Here is an 18,631-nt window from a genome sequence, read left to right on the forward strand (position 1 = left end):
CATAACTTTATGCCCAAAATCATTCGAGTTGCAGGTAGGCGGCAACTGAAGGAATCCCGATGAGCTGACTCAAGTCAGTGATTCGGGTGACTGAAGGAAGCCAACGCCCCTGCAATTAGAAGGATGCAGGGCATTAGTAGACGTCGCGCTGGTAACGGCGATCAAGACGTAATTCACTGAGATATTCGTCGGCCGTTTCCAGATCCATTTCGCCATATTTCGCGATGATTTCCAGTAACGCCTGTTCTACGTCTTTCGCCATACGGTTGGCATCGCCACAGACATACACGTGCGCGCCTTCCTGCAACCACTGCCAGACTTCAGCGCCCTGCTCACGCAACTTGTCCTGTACATATACTTTTTCCGCCTGGTCGCGTGACCATGCCAGAGAGATATGGGTCAGCAAGCCGTCTTTCACGTAACGCTGCCACTCGACCTGATACAGGAAATCATCGGTAAAGTGCGGGTTGCCGAAGAACAGCCAGTTTTTGCCGGTGGCGCCGTCGTTATCACGCTGCTGAATGAAGGCGCGGAATGGCGCAATGCCGGTACCGGGTCCTATCATAATGACCGGCGTCTCCGGATTCGCTGGCAGACGGAAGTTGTCGTTATGCTCGATGAAGACTTTCACCTCGCCGTCTTCTTCCAGACGATCGGCCAGGAAGCCGGACGCGCCACCAGAGCGCGGTCGACCATCGATGTCATAACGCACCACGCCAACAGTAATATGGACTTCTGTTTCAGTTTCAGCCTGCGAGGAGGCAATCGAATACAGACGCGGCGTCAGCGGACGCAGTAAATCCACCAGTTGCTGGGCATCCAGCTCAGTCGGTGCGCGGCGTACCATGTCAGCAAACGGCACGGTCTGGGCGTATTGCTGCAGCGCAGGCTTGTCAGCCAGCAGACCGGTCAGGTGTTCATCGCGGCACAGCGCGGCATATTTTTCGATAATCGGCGTGGTGTTTTGGGTCAGTTCGATGTGATGTTGCAGCGCTTCTGAAAGCGGCAATTTTTTATCGTTCACCTCGACAATTTCATCACCTTTCAGCCACAGCAGTTCAACGATTTCCTGCACCAGTTGCGGATCGTTTTCAAACCAGATCCCCAGCGCATCGCCCGGCTGGTAACGCAGGCCGGAATCACCGAGTTCGATTTCCAGATGACGCACGTCTTTATCAGAATCGCGGCCGGTAATTTTCTGGTTAACGGAAAGTGTCGCGGTCAGCGGCGCTTCTTTGGTGTAAGGGCTGCTGTCGACCTGATTCACACTGCCTGCCAGCGTCGGAGCCGCCTGCGCCCCGGTGTCAGCCGGTACGCGCTGTTTCAGCACATCGACAATACGCTTACGCCAGTTTTCGGCGGCTTCTTTATATTCCACATCGGCATCAACGCGGTCTAACAGACGTTCTGCACCCAGCTCGCCCAGACGGGTATCGAAATCTTTACCTGCCTGACAGAAGAATTCGTAAGAGGTATCACCCAGCGCAAACACCGCAAAAGCCGTGTCTTTCATTTGCGGGGCTTTTTTGGATTGCAGGAATTTGTGCAACGCGACGGCTTCTTCAGCCTGTTCGCCTTCGCCCTGCGTAGAGGCCACGATCAGCAGCAGCTTTTCCTGACCAATTTGTTTGAATTTATAGTCACCGGCATTCACCAGATTGACGTTAATTTTCGCGGCGATCAGGTCATCACGCAGTTGCTCGGCAACACGGCGGGCGTTACCCGTTTGCGAGGCGGAAATCAGAGTGACTGACGCGGCATTCTGTACCGGAGCAGGAGCTGCCACCGCACCCGGTTGCTGATTAACCATGCCCCAGAAATACCCTGACAGCCAGGCCATCTGAGTCGGTGAATAATCACCAATCGCCGATTGAAGGCGGGCCATTTGCTCGGGGGTCAGCGGGAGCAGTGAAGTTGGAGGAGCCTGAGTCGTCATCGCGGTACGAATTCCCTTATGCAAAAGCAAGTCATCAATCCGGCCTCCGGCGCTTTTTACAGTATATGTTCGCGCGGGAAAAACCTTTCAGAGGATGTAGGTTAACGAGCAGGATAATAACAATTAAAGAAGTGATGGAAATAATAAATAACCAAAATGACTAAGAGGATTTAGAGGTAAGGTCTATCTGAAAAACTGGTAAGGCATGATTTTTATCCTACTGAAATCGCTAAAAAATTTACCTCACTGCGAGCAGGCTCTTTGCAAAGTGCCGGATACATAAAGAAAAACCCCGCCGGAGCGGGGTGATGAATATTTTTCAGGATTCAGCTAAGCGTGACGATTTTAAAGATGAAAAGCGTTGTGCTGTTCAAACCAGGCGAACTGTCCGGCGGCAAATACTGACATTTTACTGCCACTGTGGCCAACATCTGACAGGTCCATAAAGTGCCAGTTAAACGGTGTGTTGTTCTGTTCAGCGCGTTGCTGGGAAGTGGTGAAATAACTCTCGGCGCGCTCCAGACGGTTTGTCCCCTGCGCCATCGCCTGCTTGGATTTGCGCAGCAGGCGGTTTTCCGGATCGTCGTCTTCAGCCCCCACGGCAATCAGCACCGGTTTGGCAAAGTAATCATTCAGTTGCTGCTGGCTGACCGCCACCGGCGCTTCGCGTAAACCATAAGGCCAGCGCTGATCGGTATCCGGTAATGTCCACCAGCCTGCCGCCGCACAGACCGCGGCTTTCACATTCGGCTCAGGCAACAGCGTCAGCATGCGATGTACAAACTGGCAGCCCGCGCTGTTTCCAAATAAATAGTATTGTTTCTGGCTGGTGACGCCCTGCTTTTGCAGCGTCGTAAACAAGTTATCGACAATGCTGAACGCCCACTGCGATTTCGGCAAACGGTGATGGGTTTTGCTGTCGGTCAGATTACCGAGGTTATAGCCTGCGGCGCCGGGAAAATCCTGCTCACTGAAATGCGGCACGACCACGCGCAAATGATACTGATCGGCAACGGTCATCCAGTCATTGCGGTAAGTCGCGGCGTTACGGTCCACGCCGGTCATCACCATCACCACCGGCGTAGTCTCATCCGCACCGGCCGGTTGGTAGGTGAAAACTTCCAGCGGCTTTTTACCCGGTGCCAGTGCAATATGCATCACACCGGATCCCGGTGGGAAAACCAGAGGTGCTTTACTGACCGGAGTTTTGGCAACCGGAGAGGCTTTAACCGCGGGTTGAACCGGTTTAGCCGCAGCGGGGACGGACTGCTGAGGGGTGGCAGTGGTCTCTGCCTGAACACCAGCCGAGAACAACAACGCCAGAACAGCGCAACGAAGCACAGTAATCATTCACTATCTCAACAAGTTAGTTTCTACCGGCTCACTGTATGCCAGCAATGCGGGCGGAGTAAAGAGAGTAAAAGTCAGGATTTGGTGAAGAAAAGCGCAGTTAAGTCATGGCACGTAAGCCGGTATTCCGGTACTATGCCGCGTTTTTTCGAGCAACGAGACATGCCTCATGACCACCACATTATTTAAAGATTTTCAGTTTGAAGCCGCCCACCATTTACCGCATGTGCCCGCCGGGCATAAGTGCGGACGGTTGCACGGCCACTCTTTCACCGTCCGTTTAGAAATCACCGGTGAAGTGGATCCGCATACCGGCTGGGTGATGGATTTCGCCGAACTGAAAGCTGCGTTTAATCCGACTCTGGATCGTCTCGATCACTATAATCTGAACGACATTCCGGGCTTAGAAAACCCGACCAGCGAAGTGCTGGCCGCGTGGATCTGGAACGAGATGAAACCTAAGCTGCCACTGCTCAGCGCCGTGCGCGTGAAAGAAACCTGCACCGCGGGTTGCGTATATAAAGGTTAACTCAGCATATCTCTTATGCAATGTTGAGATACTTATGTGTCTGCATTGAAAGCCGCCAGTTTCTTGCAATGCAGGTCGCAATGCACAGTCTGGTGGCTTCTTCTTTTTGACTGATTGGCTGCAGGGCAATAATCCGCGCTTTGCTGTCAGTCAGGGTTTCCAGCAGGGCATCCAGAGCGTCGATATCCCGCTGACGCGCCACCGGATGTTTCACTTCATCGGCCCGTTTCAGTGCCTGCGGCACAATGTCGTAACCGCCACGCATATTCACTTTCGGGGAAACCGTCACCCAGGTATTCACCGAGCAACGGACTTCGTGCGTGCCGCTGGTTTCAATCTGGCAACTGAAGCCGCTCTTTTCCAGTAATGATGTCAGTTCAGTCAGATCGTAAATACATGGCTCGCCGCCGGTGATCACCACATGACGCGCGGTGTAACCTTGCTGCGCGATAACCTCGAGCAGTTGTTCTGAGGTGGCGTTACCCCAGGCATCACTCTCTTCGGTTTTGACCAGAATGCGCTGCATATCGACTTCCCGATCGGCAATTTTATCCCAGGTGTGTTTGGTATCGCACCAGCTGCAACCCACAGGACAGCCTTGCAGGCGAACGAAAATCGCCGGCACGCCGGTAAAATAGCCTTCCCCTTGCAGGGTTTCGAACATCTCATTAATCGGGTACTGCATCGGTTTCTCAGTCATCTCTAAAAAAAATCAGCGCGCATTATCGCAGATCGCAGGCGCTGCGCCAAATACAGGGCGCAGCGGGAGTGTGTGCAAAAATGTTTATCAGCGCAAAGAGCGGATGGCGTCAGTAAAGCGTTGCGTGATCTGCTGCGGGCGGGTAATTGCCCCGCCGACCACAACGGAATGCGCCCCCAGCGCTAAACATCGCGCCGCCATTTCTGGGGTATCCACGTTTCCCTCGGCAATGACCGGCGTCGTGCACTGCGCCAGCACCTGACGCAGGAAAGCGAAGTCGTCATGCCAGAGTTTGCTGCCCTGCGTCTCCTGAGTATAGCCGTGCAATGTTGTCCCGATACAATCAAAACCTAAAGCCTGCGCGTTTTGCGCTTCTTCTAAGGTCGCGATATCCGCCATCAGCAACAGGGACGGGAACTCCTCACGGATACGATGTAGCAGCGCCGCAAGTTGCAATTCCCCCGGACGCTGATGGAACGTGGCATCCATCGCGATCATGTCCGGCGCAACAGTCATCAGCTCACGGACTTCTTTCAGGGTTGCCGTGATATAGACATCGCTTGTGGGGTAATCACGTTTGATGATCCCGATAACCGGCAGCGGAACGGTGGCGCGAATGGCTTTTACATCAGCAACACTGTTCGCGCGGATCCCCGCGGCACCGCCCTGCATAGCGGCCAGTGCCATACGGCTCATAATAAAATCGCTGTGCAGCGGTTCGTCATCCAGCGCCTGACAGGACACGATCAACTGTCCCCTGACGGTCGTTAACATTGACTGATTCATACTCCCAACATCTCCTCAATTTCATTTTTAATAATCGTGACATGCGGTCCGTAGATCACCTGAATACCGTTTCCGCGGATCAGCACGGCGCGTGCACCGCTCGACTTCAGCTTGTTTTCATTCACTTCGCTAGCCTGATGAACGCTGATGCGCAAACGCGTTGCGCAGCAATCCAGCTCCGCGATATTGGTCGCGCCGCCGAGTGCTTCGATAATCAGTCCGGCGCGATCGGTCACGACGTTATCCTGCTGAATTTCAGCCTCATCACGCCCCGGCGTTTTCAGGTTGAAGCGCCTGATCAGGTAGCGGAAAGAGAAGTAATAAAGGGCAAACCACGGCACGCCGACCAGCGGGACGTACATCCAGTGCGTTTTGCTTTCACCCTGTAAAACCCCAAACAGAATGAAATCGATAAAGCCGCCGGAGAAAGTTTGTCCGATGGTGATCTGCAAAATGTGGGCAATCATAAACGCCAGACCGTCGAATACCGCATGCAGGACATACAGCATCGGCGCGACAAACAGGAACGAGAACTCAATAGGTTCGGTGATCCCGGTCAGGAAGGAGGTCAGTGCCGCCGAAAGCAGCAACCCGGCGACGCGTTTTTTATTCTCAGGCCGCGCCGTGTGGTACATCGCCAGACACGCACCCACCAGACCAAACATCATGGTAATGAAGCGCCCGGACATAAACCGTGAAGTGCCGATATAAAACTGCTGCGTATTAGGGTCTGCAAGCTGGGCGAAGAAGATCCGCTGCGTGCCTTCCACCAGATGCCCGTTAATCACTTCGCTGCCGCCGAGTGCGGTGGTCCAGAAAGGCAGATAGAAAATATGATGCAGGCCGAACGGGCCGAGCATACGTAGCACAAAACCGTAAATGAAGGTGCCGAGGTATCCCGTCGCATCCACCAGCCCGCCCATGCCAAAAATCAATTTCTGGAAATGTGGCCAGATGAAGAACATCAACGCCCCGACCACGATGGCCGCAACGGAGGAGATGATCGGTACAAAGCGGGAACCGCCAAAAAACCCGAGAAACTGCGGCAATTCGATTTTGTTGTAGCGCTGATGGAGCCACCACGTCACAAGACCGATTACCACGCCGCCAAACACGCCGGTTTCCAGCGTCTGAATGCCGAGCGCCATTCCCTGCCCGGCGGCACTGAGATTGGTGGTCACCAGTTGCCCTTTGAGGATCAGGATGGCGTTGATGGTGGCGTTCATCACCAGGTATCCGAGCAGCGCGGACAAGCCTGCGGTTCCTTTATCACTGCGTGCCAGCCCGACGGCGACCCCGACGGCAAACAACACCGCCAGATTGGCAAAGACGATCGATCCGGCACTGGCCATGACGGTGAAAATCGCCTGCAAGGCCGGAATATTCAGAAACGGATATGCCGTTAAGGTATTGGGGTTGGAAAGCGCCCCGCCAATACCCAGCAGCAATCCGGCTGCGGGCAAAATAGCGATAGGCAACATGAAAGACTTGCCAAACTTCTGGGCTCTTTCGAACCACGCCCCGCCCCCTGAACCATTGAATATTGACATGAGATGACTCCGCGTTGTGTTGTTGTGATAATTATTTTCACCACACTATATAATTAAAATAATAATTACCATCAAATGTGCGACGTTATCCATATGGAATTCTTCTGGCGTTAACTGCGTCACATCAGCCAAACTAGTCAGGTCAATTATTCTGAGGAGAGCCGAGTGAGTCAGACCAAGGAAACAGGCACGCTGTTACTGCGAATGCGTCAGGGACTGGAGAATTACAGTCCGACGCTGCACAAGCTGGGCAGTTTTGTGCTGGAACAGCCGCAGCGTGTGCTTTACCTGACCATCACTGAACTGGCGCGTGAGAGTGATACCAGTGAAGCCAGCGTCACGCGGCTTTGCCGCCAGCTCGGTTGCAAAGGGTTTACCGAATTTAAGATGGGTCTCGCGCTTGAGACGCGACAAAATCCGACATTGCCGTCCGCTGAAGGGAATGACGACGTTCAGACGCTGATCGAAGACAGCATCACTGCCCTGCGTGATACCGGAAAACTGCTCGATCGGCAGGTGCTGGCGGACGCCGCGTTTCGCATTCATAACGCGCGTTCCGTTCAGGTGTATGGTGTTGCAGCCAGCGCTATCGTGGCGGATTATCTGGGTTACAAGCTGCTGCGTCTGGGCAAAGCGTCGCAATGTTTCGCTGATATGCACCGCGCGGCGATGAATGCTGTGAGCCTGGATAGTCAGGATATTGTGGTCGTGGTTTCCAGCTCAGGTTCCACTAAAGATGTGTTGCACGCCGCCGCGCTGGCGAAGCGTCAGGGCACCACAGTCATCGGTATCAGCAATACGTTGCGCAGCCCGCTTTCCTCACTGGCCGATATTTTACTGGTGGCCGCCAAACCCGAAGGTCCGCTGACGGCGGGTTTACTGACGTCCAAAGTCGGCGGGATGCTGCTGGTGGAATTACTGATCAATCAGCTGTTAACGCACTCCCCGGATTATTTGCAAGCCAGCGAACACAGCGCGAGTGCCACGCTTTCTTTATTGCTGTAAGACGGAGATCTTAACGATCTCCCTGAATTGCAGACATAAAAAAACCCGCCGGAGCGGGTTTTTATGAAAGCGTTACGGGGCAGTAATTACTGACCTTTAACTTCTTTCAGACCGTTGAACGGAGCAGGAGTACCCGCAGCCGCCAGCGCTTCTTCGATACGGATCAGCTGGTTGTATTTAGCAACACGGTCAGAACGGCTCATAGAACCGGTTTTGATCTGGCCAGCAGCGGTACCCACAGCCAGGTCAGCGATGGTCGCATCTTCAGTTTCGCCTGAACGGTGAGAGATAACGGCAGTGTAGCCAGCGTCTTTCGCCATTTTGATCGCAGCCAGAGTTTCGGTCAGAGAACCGATCTGGTTGAATTTGATCAGGATGGAGTTAACGATGCCTTTGTCGATACCTTCTTTCAGGATCTTGGTGTTGGTGACGAACAGATCGTCACCTACCAGCTGGATTTTGTCGCCCAGAACTTTAGTCTGGTAAGCAAAGCCAGTCCAGTCAGACTCGTCCAGACCGTCTTCGATAGAAACGATTGGGTACTGTTTAGTCAGGTCTTCCAGGAAGTGAGTGAACTCTTCAGAAGTGAATGCTTTGTTGCCTTCGCCAGCCAGAACGTATTTGCCATCTTTGTAGAACTCAGATGCCGCACAGTCCATCGCCAGAGTGATGTCTTTACCCAGTTCGTAGCCTGCTGCTTTAACCGCTTCAGCGATGACAGCCAGCGCTTCTGCGTTAGAACCCAGGTTTGGCGCGTAGCCACCTTCGTCACCAACAGCAGTACCCATGCCTTTAGATTTCAGCACTTTAGCCAGGGTGTGGAACACTTCAGAACCCATGCGGATAGCTTCTTTCAGCGTTTTAGCGCCAACAGGCTGGATCATGAACTCTTGAATATCAACGTTGTTATCAGCGTGTTCGCCGCCGTTGATGATGTTCATCATAGGCAGTGGCATAGAGTATTTGCCCGGGGTGCCGTTCAGTTCTGCGATGTGTGCGTACAGTGGCAGACCTTTAGAAGCCGCAGCCGCTTTAGCAGCAGCCAGGGAAACAGCCAGAATCGCGTTAGCACCGAACTTAGATTTGTTCTCAGTACCGTCCAGATCGATCATGATCTTGTCGATGTTAGCCTGATCTTTCGCGTCTTTACCGGTTACAGCCTGAGCGATAGGACCGTTAACCGCAGCAACGGCTTTCAGTACGCCTTTGCCCAGGAAACGGGATTTGTCACCGTCACGCAGTTCCAGCGCTTCGCGGGAACCGGTAGAAGCACCAGATGGCGCAGCAGCCAGACCAACAAAACCACCTTCCAGATGAACTTCAGCTTCTACGGTCGGGTTACCACGGGAGTCGATGATTTCACGGCCGATAACTTTAACGATTTTAGACATTAAGATTTCCTCAGTACAAGTTAACTAAAGCTTCAGACAAGAGATGCGCCAATGGCGCATCTCTTCCCCGGTATTTTATTTTACCTGACGCTTCTGATACTCACCGGCAGCCTTCACGAAGCCTGCAAACAACGGATGACCATCACGCGGCGTTGACGTAAATTCTGGATGGAACTGACAAGCGACAAACCACGGATGGTTAGGCAGCTCGATGATTTCCACCAGTTGCTTATCGCCAGAGCGACCGGCTACGCGTAAACCTGCGGCTTCGATTTGTTTGAGCAGCATATTGTTCACTTCGTAACGGTGACGATGGCGTTCAACTATTGTCGGCTCGCCGTACATCTCACGAACCAGGCTACCGTCGTTCAGGTGACATTGCTGTCCGCCCACACGCATGGTGCCGCCTAAATCACTGTCTTCGGAACGTACTTCGACGTTACCTTCTTCATCGCGCCATTCGGTGATGAGTGCAACCACCGGGAACTTACAGTCTGGCACAAATTCGGTGGAGTTGGCGTTCTCCATACCCGCAACGTTACGGGCGAACTCAATCAGCGCAACCTGCATACCCAGACAAATGCCCAGATAAGGAATGTTATTTTCACGTGCATAACGCGCCGTTGCCACTTTCCCTTCCACACCACGGTAGCCGAAGCCACCCGGGATAAGGATCGCGTCCAGGCCTTTCAGCACCTCGACACCACGGGTTTCGACATCCTGAGAATCGATAAGTTTAATGTTCACGGTCAGACGATTTTTCAGGCCGCCGTGTTTGAGCGCTTCAATCACAGATTTATAAGCATCTGGCAGCTCAATGTACTTACCGACCATGCCGATAGTCACTTCACCGCCCGGATTGGCTTCTTCGTAAACAACCTGTTCCCATTCGGACAAGTTGGCTTCCGGTGCGTTGATGCTGAAACGTTTACAAATATAGTCGTCCAGACCCTGAGATTTCAATAGGGCCGGGATTTTATAAATAGAATCAACGTCTTTAAGGGAGATAACCGCTTTTTCCGGCACGTTACAGAACAACGCAATTTTCGCGCGTTCGTTGGCAGGCACTGCGCGGTCAGAACGGCAAATCAGCACGTCCGGCTGGATACCGATAGACAGCAGTTCTTTTACAGAATGCTGGGTCGGTTTGGTTTTCACTTCACCGGCTGCCGCCATGTAAGGCACCAGTGTCAGGTGCATATACAGCGTATGCTCACGGCCCACTTCAACTGCCATCTGACGAATCGCTTCCAGGAACGGCAGGGATTCGATATCACCGACAGTACCGCCAATTTCAACCAGCACGACATCGTGGCCTTCGCCGCCTTCAATGATGCGTTCTTTAATGTTGTTGGTGATGTGCGGGATAACCTGGATGGTTGCGCCGAGATAGTCGCCACGGCGCTCTTTGCGCAGCACGTCGGAATAAATACGGCCAGTGGTGAAGTTGTTGCGACGAGTCATCTTGGTGCGGATGAAGCGCTCGTAGTGACCCAGATCGAGATCGGTTTCAGCGCCATCTTCGGTCACGAAGACTTCGCCATGTTGAGTTGGGCTCATCGTACCCGGATCCACGTTGATATACGGGTCCAGTTTCATGATGGTCACGTTGAGGCCACGGGCTTCGAGAATAGCCGCCAGAGAGGCTGCGGCAATGCCTTTACCCAGAGAGGATACGACCCCGCCGGTCACAAAAATATAATTAGTTGTCATGCTGAACCTGAGAGGTTAGGTTTAAAGATGATGGAGTAACCAAGACGGGAAAACAGTATACCGGAACCTTGTGTGCGCCACAAATAAACGTTTTGCTGTCCATCATCGTTTTCCTTACCGTCAGTTCAGAAGGGTTAACCCTGCCAGCGCTGTTCTTTCATTCTTTCAAAAACAAACAGTTAGCTTGTAAAAAGTGCTGTGTTGTTCGCATGACGCACTAAAACATCTTAGATTTCAATTTGTTGGACTTTACTGCTCTCAGATCAGCCGGTTAAGCACTGAATGACATTGAGCTTAACCGTTTCAGCAGATTCAGATCTTGTTTCCGATCAAAGTCGGAGAGCTAACTCAGCCTTCCTGCTTTTTCACCTGCTGCCAGGCGTCTTCCATCTGTTCAAGTGTAGCATCTTCCATGTTTAAGCCTTTTCCACGGATAATTTCCTCGACCTGCCTGAAACGGCGCTCAAACTTGCGGTTGGCCGCCTGCAACGCATCTTCCGCTTTGTGGCCTAAATGGCGGGAAAGATTAACCGTCGCGAACAGCAGGTCGCCGATTTCCTCGCCGAGCTTTTCTTCATCGATCACTGCCTGACGCGCTTCAAACATCACTTCGTCGATCTCTTCGTAGACTTTGTCGAGCACCGGCCCGAGGGTGGTCCAGTCGAACCCGACATTCGAACAACGTTTCTGAATTTTGTGTGCTTTCATCAGCGCAGGCAACGCGGAAGGAATGTCATCGAGTGCCGAATGCAGGGATTTCTCTGCCCGCTCCTGCGCCTTACGCGCTTCCCATTTGACCAGCACATCCTGACTGCTGGCGTCTTTCGACCAGGCCGCTTCCTGCCCAAAGATTTGCGGATGGCGGCGCTCTAATTTGTCCGAAATAGCATTGCAGATATCGTCAAACTCAAACAGCCCTTGTTCGCTGCCCATCTGCGCGTAAAACACCACCTGAAACAGCAGATCACCCAGTTCGTCGCGCACATCGTCGTAATCTTTGCGGGCGATGGCATCCAGTACTTCGTAGGTTTCTTCCAGCGTGTACGGGGCAATCGTCTCGAAAGTTTGCTCTTTATCCCACGGGCAGCCCGCTTCTGGGTCGCGCAGGGTTTTCATAATGGTGAGCAGGCGTTGTAAAGAAGAGTCGGTCATAGGATCTGTCCGTTTTAAAAGAGATGAGTCAAAAACATAAAAGAAAAGGCCCGACTGGCGGGCCTTATAAGCGTTTGATCAGCTGCCGTGAAGCCGCTTGGCTTCAATTACATCCGGCAACTGGTTCAGTTTGGCAATCACACGTCCCAACACCTGCGGGTTGTAGATTTCGATATCCATGTCGATGGTCGCCAGTTGCTGGCGTGTGTCGCTGCGGCTGGCAACACCGAGTACGTTCACTTTTTCATTGGCAAGAATCGTGGTGATATCACGCAGCAGGCCGCTGCGGTCGTTAGCCACCACACGTACCACCAGTGAATACCCGCTGGAGTAACTTTCGCCCCATACGGCATCGACCACACGTTCCGGCGCATTCGAACGTAAATCTTCCAGTTGATCACAGTCGGCACGGTGGATGGAAATCCCGCGGCCCTGAGTGATGTAACCGACGATTTCGTCGCCCGGGATCGGCTGACAACAGCGCGCAATGTGGTGCATCAGATTACCGACACCTTCAACCACCACGCGGCCATTGTCTTTGGTACGGGTCGGTGGCGGCGTGGTTTTCTGCGTCAGCTGGCGCAAAGCTTCTTTATCCAGCTCTTCCGCACTCGGCTTTTTCAGCTGCGATTGCAGGAAGTTCACCATCTGATTCAGACGGATATCGCCGTTACCGATTGCGGCCAGCACTTCATCCAGCGAGTTGACGTTGTAGCGCGGCAGCAGCAGTTTCTCGGCATCTTTGATGCTGATATCCAGTCTGTCCAGCTCGTCATCGAGGATTTGTTTACCGGCAATAATGTTCTTATCGCGATCCTGTTTACGGAACCAGTTTTGAATTTTCGAGCGCCCGCGGCTGGTCGTGACGTAACCCAGACTTGGGTTCAGCCAGTCGCGGCTTGGGTTCGCATGCTTCTGGGTGATGATTTCAATCTGATCGCCCATATGCAGCTGATAGGTGAACGGCACGATGCGGCCGCCAATTTTCGCCCCGATACACCGGTGCCCCACATCACTGTGGATGTGATACGCAAAGTCGAGCGGCGTGGAGCCCATCGGCAGGTCGATCACGTCGCCTTTTGGCGTAAACACGTAGACGCGATCGTCGAACACCTGGCTGCGCACTTCGTCGAGCATTTCGCCCGAATCGGCCATTTCTTCCTGCCACGCGATAAGTTTTCGCAGCCAGGCAATACGACCTTCGTAGCCCCCGCTGCGGCCACCGACCACAGCGGTGCCTTCCTTGTATTTCCAGTGCGCCGCGACGCCCAGCTCAGCATCTTCATGCATCTGACGCGTGCGGATCTGCACTTCCAGCGTTTTCCCACGCGGCCCCAGCACCACAGTGTGAATCGACTGATAACCGTTCGGTTTCGGGTTGGCGACATAATCGTCGAACTCATCAGGCAGATGGCGGAAATGAGTGTGCACAATCCCTAACGCGGCGTAACAATCCTGTAAACGCTCCACCACAATACGCACGGCACGCACGTCGAAGAGTTCGTCGAAGGACAGGGATTTTTTCTGCATCTTGCGCCAGATGCTGTAGATATGCTTGGGACGGCCGTAAACATCAACTTTGATGCCCTCTTCGGCCATCGCATTTTTAACGGTCGACACAAAATCGTCGATGTACTGCTCACGGTCGATACGGCGTTCATGCAACAGTTTGGCAATGCGTTTGTATTCGTCAGGATGCAGATAACGGAAGCAGAAATCTTCCAGCTCCCATTTCAACTGGCCAATACCCAGACGGTTAGCCAGCGGCGCATAAATATTGGTACATTCTTTGGCCGCCAGTACGCGCTCTTCTTCCGGCGCATCTTTCACTTCGCGCAGATGAGCGATACGTTCAGCCAGTTTCAGCACCACGCAGCGGAAATCTTCCACCATCGCCAGCAGCATGCGGCGGACGTTGTCCACCTGCTCGGAAGCCATGGAATCGTTTTGCGTGGCTTTCAGCTGGCGGATGGCATCCATATCACGCACGCCATGTACCAGATCAGTAATGGCTTTACCGAACTGTTGGGTCAGGGTGTCTTCATCAATGATGCCGTCATCAACCAGCGGGAACAGCAGCGCCGCACGCATACTGTCGTTATCCATGCTGAGGGTCGAGAGGATTTCAACCATCTCCAGACCGCGCCATAGCAGCAGCGAGGCGTCAGGATGGCCCTGCGTTTGTTGCTCGCAGTAGCGCCAGGTTTCGGCTAAACGCTCACATGATTGCTGGCTGGACAGTCCTAAACTATTGATCCAGTCGTCGAGCGCGAACTCGCCAGCCGTGTTCAGATGTGCACTTCTTACCGCAACCATACCCTCTCCCTACGTTTCTGACACAACACCTGTGTCAGACGGGTTGATAAACAGAGCCATCGATTCAAGGTGACCGGTGTGCGGGAACATATCCAGCATACGCACCCCGGCCAAACGATAACCCGCCTCCAACAAAATTTTACTGTCCCGCGCCAATGTTGTGGGGTTGCATGACACATACACCACACGCGCCGGGGCAAGCTTAACAATATGCGTCATCACGCCAGCAGCGCCACCCCGGGCCGGGTCCAGCAAGATTTTATTGAAACCTTGTGCCGCCCAGGGTTGTTTACTGACATCATCTTCCAGATTCTCATGGAAGAAGGACACATTCTCTAATCCATTATTCCGGGCATTATCTTGCCCATTCGCCACCAGTGTAGCAACACCTTCGACGCCGACAACCTGGTTAGCTCTTTTTGCCAGCGGAAGGGTGAAATTCCCCATCCCGCAGAACAAATCCAGCACGCGATCTTCCGGCGTCAGTTCCAGCCAGTCCAGGGCCTGCGCCACCATTTGCTGGTTAACGGCATCATTCACCTGAATAAAATCGCGCGGGCCAAATTTCAGATTCAAACCATCAATCTGATAATAAGGGGGTTCGCCGCACAAAGGCTCCAGAGTCTCGCTGTCAGGCGCCAGAAAAATCGTTAACTGATGTTGCGCCGCAAACGCCGTCAGGCGCGCACGATCGGCTTCACTGAGCGGATCAAGATGACGCAGCACCAACAGCGGGCCGTTATCCGCCAGCACCATTTCCAGATGCCCGAGGCGTTTCGCCGCCGATAATGACGACAAACATTCCTGCACCGGCACCAGCAGTTGCTCCAGTTCAGGCCGCAGAACAGGACATTTAGTGATGGCCACCAGATCGTTGGAGCCTTCCTGACGGAACCCCATCACCAGCGGGCCGCTGACGGCACCGGCTTTACGCCCCGGTTTAACGCCCGCAATTTGCAATCCCAGACGCGCACGACGGCGGTAACCGTATTGCGGACCGGCAATCACTGGCAGCGGATCTGCCAGAATACCGGTTTCGCGGGAAATCAGGCGTAATAACGCCGCTGATTTACTGCGCTGTTGCAGTGCCTCGCTGGCGTGCTGCTGTTGACACCCGCCGCAAGTGGAATAGTGCGGACACAGCGGTTTTACCCGATCGTCGCTGGTGGTCAGCAAACGCTTCAGCTTACCTTTGGCGTACTTGCTTTTATCTTCTGTTAAAGTGACTTCTGCCTGTTCGCCGGGCAGTAAACCACTGACAAATACGGCTTTGCCATTGTGGCGTGCCACACCTTGCCCGAAAGTATCAAGGTCGGTGGCGGTCACAGTTATCGTTTGCCGGGTCGTCACGCGACGGTTCGGAGAGTAGAATTGAGCCATTATTGTCGATTACACGCTGGTTTATTAAGCTTACTTTAGCTAATTCTCCCACATTGGAACCTCATGACCAAATATAGCCTTCGCGCACGGATGATGATCCTGATCCTGGCACCGACATTAATGATCGGTTTGCTGCTCAGCACCTTCTTTGTGGTGCACCGCTACAACGAGTTGCAGAACCAGCTGACAGAAGCCGGAGCCAGTATTATCGAGCCTCTGGCAGTCGCAAGCGAATATGGCATGACGTTCCGGGAACGCGAACCGGTGAAACGGCTGATCAGCCGTCTGCACCGTAATCACTCAGATATTGTACGCAGCATCAGTGTGTTTGATGGCGAGAACAAACTGTTTGCCAGTTCGACCAGCCAGCATGATGACAGTCCGTTGCAGGTAAAACGCATCGAAGACATTCCGCGCGAGCTGACGAAAACCCGTTCCGGCGATGTGCTGATCCTGCGCACGCCCATTCAGGCTGAAAACCATACGGAAGCGGATGACGAAACCTTCAGTGCCTCGCCGGACAACCGGCTGGGTTATATCGCCATTGAACTGGATTTACGTTCGGTAAAACTGGCGCAATATCAGGAAGCATTCGTATCCACCATGCTGTTATTGCTGTGTCTGGGTATCGCCACACTGTTCGCTTACCGCCTGATGCGCGACGTGACAGGGCCGATCCGTAACATGGTGAATACCGTTGACCGCATCCGCCGCGGGCAGCTCGACAGCCGCGTGGAAGGCAACATGCCGGGCGAACTGAGCATGCTAAAAAACGGCATTAACTCGATGGCGATGTCGCTGACGGCCTACCACGAAGAAGTGCAGCAGAATATCGATCAGGCAACGTCAGACCTGCGCGAAACGCTCGAGCAGATGGAAATCCAAAACGTCGAGCTGGATCTGGCGAAGAAACGTGCCCAGGAAGCGGCGCGTATCAAATCTGAATTCCTGGCGAACATGTCCCACGAGCTGCGAACACCGCTCAACGGCGTGATCGGCTTTACCCGCCAGACACTGAAAACACCGCTTTCGCCAACGCAGGCGGACTATCTGCAAACCATTGAGCGCTCCGCGAATCACCTGTTAACCATCATTAATGACGTGCTGGATTTCTCCAAGCTGGAAGCTGGCAAACTGGTGCTCGAGCATATTCCGTTCTCGCTGCGTGAAATGCTCGATGAAGTGGTTATTTTGCTGGCGCACACCGCGCATGATAAAGGTCTGGAACTGACGCTGAACGTCCACAACAACGTGCCGGAAAACGTGCTGGGCGATCCAATGCGCATGCAGCAAGTGGTGACTAACTTGCTGGGAAATGCGATTAAATTTACTGAAACCGGCAACATCGATATCAATGTCGAGCTGCGTTCGCAGAACAATTTGCAGGTGGAACTGGAAGTGCAGATCCACGATACCGGCATCGGGATTTCCGAACGTCAGCAGTCGCAATTGTTCCAGGCTTTCCGTCAGGCTGATGCCAGCATTTCGCGCCGACATGGCGGCACCGGATTAGGGCTGGTGATCACCCAGCGTCTGGTGAAAGAAATGGGCGGAGACATCAGTTTCTACAGCCAGCTGAACCGCGGTTCGACCTTCTGGTTCCACGTCACGCTCGAGCTGAATGAAAACCGTCATATCACGCCGGTTTCCATGAATCATCTTGAAGGCAAACGTCTGGCCTATGTTGAAGCCAATCCGGCGGCGGCGAAAGCCACGATGGAAATCCTGCAGGCCACCCCGCTGGATATCACACATCGCACCACGCTGGCTGCGCTTCCTGAGCCATGGTACGACATCATGTTGTGCAGCATTCCGGTCAAACCGGATCAGGTTCTGGCGGACTACGAGGGTAAATTGCAGAAAGTGCTGGGCATGACACAGCACCTTCTGCTGGCGCTGCCGAGTCAGTTCCAGGTGGATGCCGAAGAATTGAAAAGGCGTGGCGTTCAGGCCTGTCTGATTAAACCGATGTCGAGTATCCGCCTGCTGCCGCTGTTGTTACATGAACAACAGGCTTCCGTCAGGGTGATCGGTAACGACGAAGATAAAACCTCGCGTCTGCCGCTGACCGCCATGGCGGTGGATGACAATCCGGCAAACCTCAAACTGATTGGCGCCTTGCTGGAAGAACTGGTGGAAACCACCGTGCTTTGTCACAGCGGTGAAGAAGCCATCGATGTCGCACGTCATACCGATCTGGATATTATTCTGATGGATATTCAGATGCCGGATATCGACGGCATTCGCGCCAGCGAAATCATCCACCAGATGGCGCGCCATGCCAAAACGCCGGTGGTGGCCGTCACCGCGCACTCGCTGAGCGGCGAGCGTGAACAGTTACTGAAACTGGGGATGGACGATTACCTGTCTAAACCCATTGATGAAAGCATGCTGAAAAATGTTCTGTCGCGCCATCATCAGCATCAGACACAGCTGGATTCACCGTTGCAGGCCAGCGAGTCACTCGCGCCGATCAGCACACTCGACTGGCAACTGGCACTGAGTCAGTCAGCCAATAAAGTCGCGCTGGCGCAGGATTTGCTGCAAATGCTGGTGGAGTTTCTGCCGCAGGTGGCAGAACGGGTGGAAGCCGTCACGCGTGGCGAACCGGACGACGATATTCTGGCGCTGATCCACAAGCTTCATGGCAGTTGCAGCTACAGCGGCGTACCCCGTCTGAAACGACTGTGTTTCTACATTGAACAACAGCTTCGTCAGGGCGTCAGCGTGGAAACGCTGGAACCGGAATGGTTTGAACTCCTTGATGAAATTGACAACGTGAAGCGCGCAGCAGTGGCGTATTTACCGAGGTAGTCATTAAAA

The 18,631-nt window shown here is 53.5% G+C and carries 13 protein-coding genes; 3 read left to right on the plus strand and 10 right to left on the minus strand.

Translation table 11 applies throughout. The features are described 5' to 3' along the window. Nucleotides 1–133: 133 nt before the first annotated feature. A complete protein-coding gene (cysJ, locus tag EX31_RS07905; protein ID WP_037034152.1) occupies nt 134–1,936 on the minus strand; it encodes an NADPH-dependent assimilatory sulfite reductase flavoprotein subunit in 1,803 nt (600 codons plus the stop codon). 345 nt (nt 1,937–2,281) lie between these two features. Further along, nucleotides 2,282–3,286: an alpha/beta hydrolase-fold protein gene (locus EX31_RS07910; RefSeq protein WP_037034153.1), complete on the minus strand. Its 1,005-nt coding sequence runs from the start codon at nt 3,284–3,286 to the stop codon at nt 2,282–2,284. 169 nt (nt 3,287–3,455) lie between these two features. Here EX31_RS07910 and queD point away from each other — a divergent pair, with 169 nt between their 5' ends. After that, entirely contained in the window at nt 3,456–3,815 is a 360-nt protein-coding gene (queD, locus tag EX31_RS07915) for a 6-carboxytetrahydropterin synthase QueD (RefSeq protein WP_013574001.1), read from the plus strand. A 13-nt stretch (nt 3,816–3,828) separates the two neighbouring features. On the opposite strand, the gene queE is transcribed toward queD, so the two are convergent. The 3 genes from queE to EX31_RS07930 all read right to left on the minus strand — a co-directional run bounded on the left by queE (nt 3,829) and on the right by EX31_RS07930 (nt 6,851). After that, the gene (queE, locus tag EX31_RS07920; protein WP_037034155.1) at nt 3,829–4,500 is read right to left on the minus strand and encodes a 7-carboxy-7-deazaguanine synthase QueE; all 672 of its coding nucleotides are present in this window, start codon (nt 4,498–4,500) and stop codon (nt 3,829–3,831) included. A 102-nt stretch (nt 4,501–4,602) separates the two neighbouring features. Continuing rightward, nucleotides 4,603–5,301, minus strand: a complete 699-nt coding sequence (locus EX31_RS07925; protein ID WP_037034156.1) for an N-acetylmannosamine-6-phosphate 2-epimerase — start codon at nt 5,299–5,301, stop codon at nt 4,603–4,605. After that, a complete protein-coding gene (locus EX31_RS07930; RefSeq protein WP_037034157.1) occupies nt 5,298–6,851 on the minus strand; it encodes a PTS transporter subunit EIIC in 1,554 nt (517 codons plus the stop codon). Before EX31_RS07930 ends, EX31_RS07925 begins: the two co-directional genes overlap by 4 nt. A 204-nt stretch (nt 6,852–7,055) precedes the next feature. Here EX31_RS07930 and EX31_RS07935 point away from each other — a divergent pair, with 204 nt between their 5' ends. Further along, nucleotides 7,056–7,856 (plus strand): MurR/RpiR family transcriptional regulator, encoded by an 801-nt coding sequence (locus tag EX31_RS07935; RefSeq protein WP_197060716.1) that lies wholly within the window; start codon nt 7,056–7,058, stop codon nt 7,854–7,856. An 86-nt stretch (nt 7,857–7,942) separates the two neighbouring features. Here the strand turns inward: EX31_RS07935 and eno are convergent, their stop codons facing one another. The 5 genes from eno to rlmD form a co-directional block, all read right to left on the minus strand. Continuing rightward, the gene (gene eno, locus EX31_RS07940) at nt 7,943–9,247 is read right to left on the minus strand and encodes a phosphopyruvate hydratase (RefSeq protein WP_013573995.1); all 1,305 of its coding nucleotides are present in this window, start codon (nt 9,245–9,247) and stop codon (nt 7,943–7,945) included. A 75-nt stretch (nt 9,248–9,322) separates the two neighbouring features. Further along, nucleotides 9,323–10,960: a glutamine hydrolyzing CTP synthase gene (gene pyrG, locus EX31_RS07945; RefSeq protein WP_013573994.1), complete on the minus strand. Its 1,638-nt coding sequence runs from the start codon at nt 10,958–10,960 to the stop codon at nt 9,323–9,325. 348 nt (nt 10,961–11,308) lie between these two features. Continuing rightward, nucleotides 11,309–12,112: a nucleoside triphosphate pyrophosphohydrolase gene (gene mazG / locus EX31_RS07950; protein WP_013573993.1), complete on the minus strand. Its 804-nt coding sequence runs from the start codon at nt 12,110–12,112 to the stop codon at nt 11,309–11,311. 78 nt (nt 12,113–12,190) lie between these two features. Next, nucleotides 12,191–14,428: a GTP diphosphokinase gene (gene relA / locus EX31_RS07955; protein WP_013573992.1), complete on the minus strand. Its 2,238-nt coding sequence runs from the start codon at nt 14,426–14,428 to the stop codon at nt 12,191–12,193. A gap of 9 nt (nt 14,429–14,437) precedes the next feature. Beyond that, a complete protein-coding gene (rlmD, locus tag EX31_RS07960) occupies nt 14,438–15,808 on the minus strand; it encodes a 23S rRNA (uracil(1939)-C(5))-methyltransferase RlmD (RefSeq protein WP_037034159.1) in 1,371 nt (456 codons plus the stop codon). 63 nt (nt 15,809–15,871) lie between these two features. Here rlmD and barA point away from each other — a divergent pair, with 63 nt between their 5' ends. Next, nucleotides 15,872–18,622: a two-component sensor histidine kinase BarA gene (barA, locus tag EX31_RS07965; RefSeq protein WP_013573990.1), complete on the plus strand. Its 2,751-nt coding sequence runs from the start codon at nt 15,872–15,874 to the stop codon at nt 18,620–18,622. Nucleotides 18,623–18,631: the final 9 nt, after the last annotated feature.

It is taken from the genome of Rahnella sp. WP5 (assembly GCF_000745615.1).
Classification (GTDB): Bacteria; Pseudomonadota; Gammaproteobacteria; order Enterobacterales; family Enterobacteriaceae; genus Rahnella; species Rahnella aceris.

Coding starts and splice junctions, on each gene's coding strand:
- cysJ (WP_037034152.1), bottom strand. CDS start 1,936: ATGACGACTCAGGCTCCTCCAACTTCACTGCTCCCGCTGACCCCCGAG.
- EX31_RS07910 (WP_037034153.1), bottom strand. CDS start 3,286: ATGATTACTGTGCTTCGTTGCGCTGTTCTGGCGTTGTTGTTCTCGGCT.
- queD (WP_013574001.1), top strand. CDS start 3,456: ATGACCACCACATTATTTAAAGATTTTCAGTTTGAAGCCGCCCACCAT.
- queE (WP_037034155.1), bottom strand. CDS start 4,500: ATGCAGTACCCGATTAATGAGATGTTCGAAACCCTGCAAGGGGAAGGC.
- EX31_RS07925 (WP_037034156.1), bottom strand. CDS start 5,301: ATGAATCAGTCAATGTTAACGACCGTCAGGGGACAGTTGATCGTGTCC.
- EX31_RS07930 (WP_037034157.1), bottom strand. CDS start 6,851: ATGTCAATATTCAATGGTTCAGGGGGCGGGGCGTGGTTCGAAAGAGCC.
- EX31_RS07935 (WP_197060716.1), top strand. CDS start 7,056: ATGCGTCAGGGACTGGAGAATTACAGTCCGACGCTGCACAAGCTGGGC.
- eno (WP_013573995.1), bottom strand. CDS start 9,247: ATGTCTAAAATCGTTAAAGTTATCGGCCGTGAAATCATCGACTCCCGT.
- pyrG (WP_013573994.1), bottom strand. CDS start 10,960: ATGACAACTAATTATATTTTTGTGACCGGCGGGGTCGTATCCTCTCTG.
- mazG (WP_013573993.1), bottom strand. CDS start 12,112: ATGACCGACTCTTCTTTACAACGCCTGCTCACCATTATGAAAACCCTG.
- relA (WP_013573992.1), bottom strand. CDS start 14,428: ATGGTTGCGGTAAGAAGTGCACATCTGAACACGGCTGGCGAGTTCGCG.
- rlmD (WP_037034159.1), bottom strand. CDS start 15,808: ATGGCTCAATTCTACTCTCCGAACCGTCGCGTGACGACCCGGCAAACG.
- barA (WP_013573990.1), top strand. CDS start 15,872: ATGACCAAATATAGCCTTCGCGCACGGATGATGATCCTGATCCTGGCA.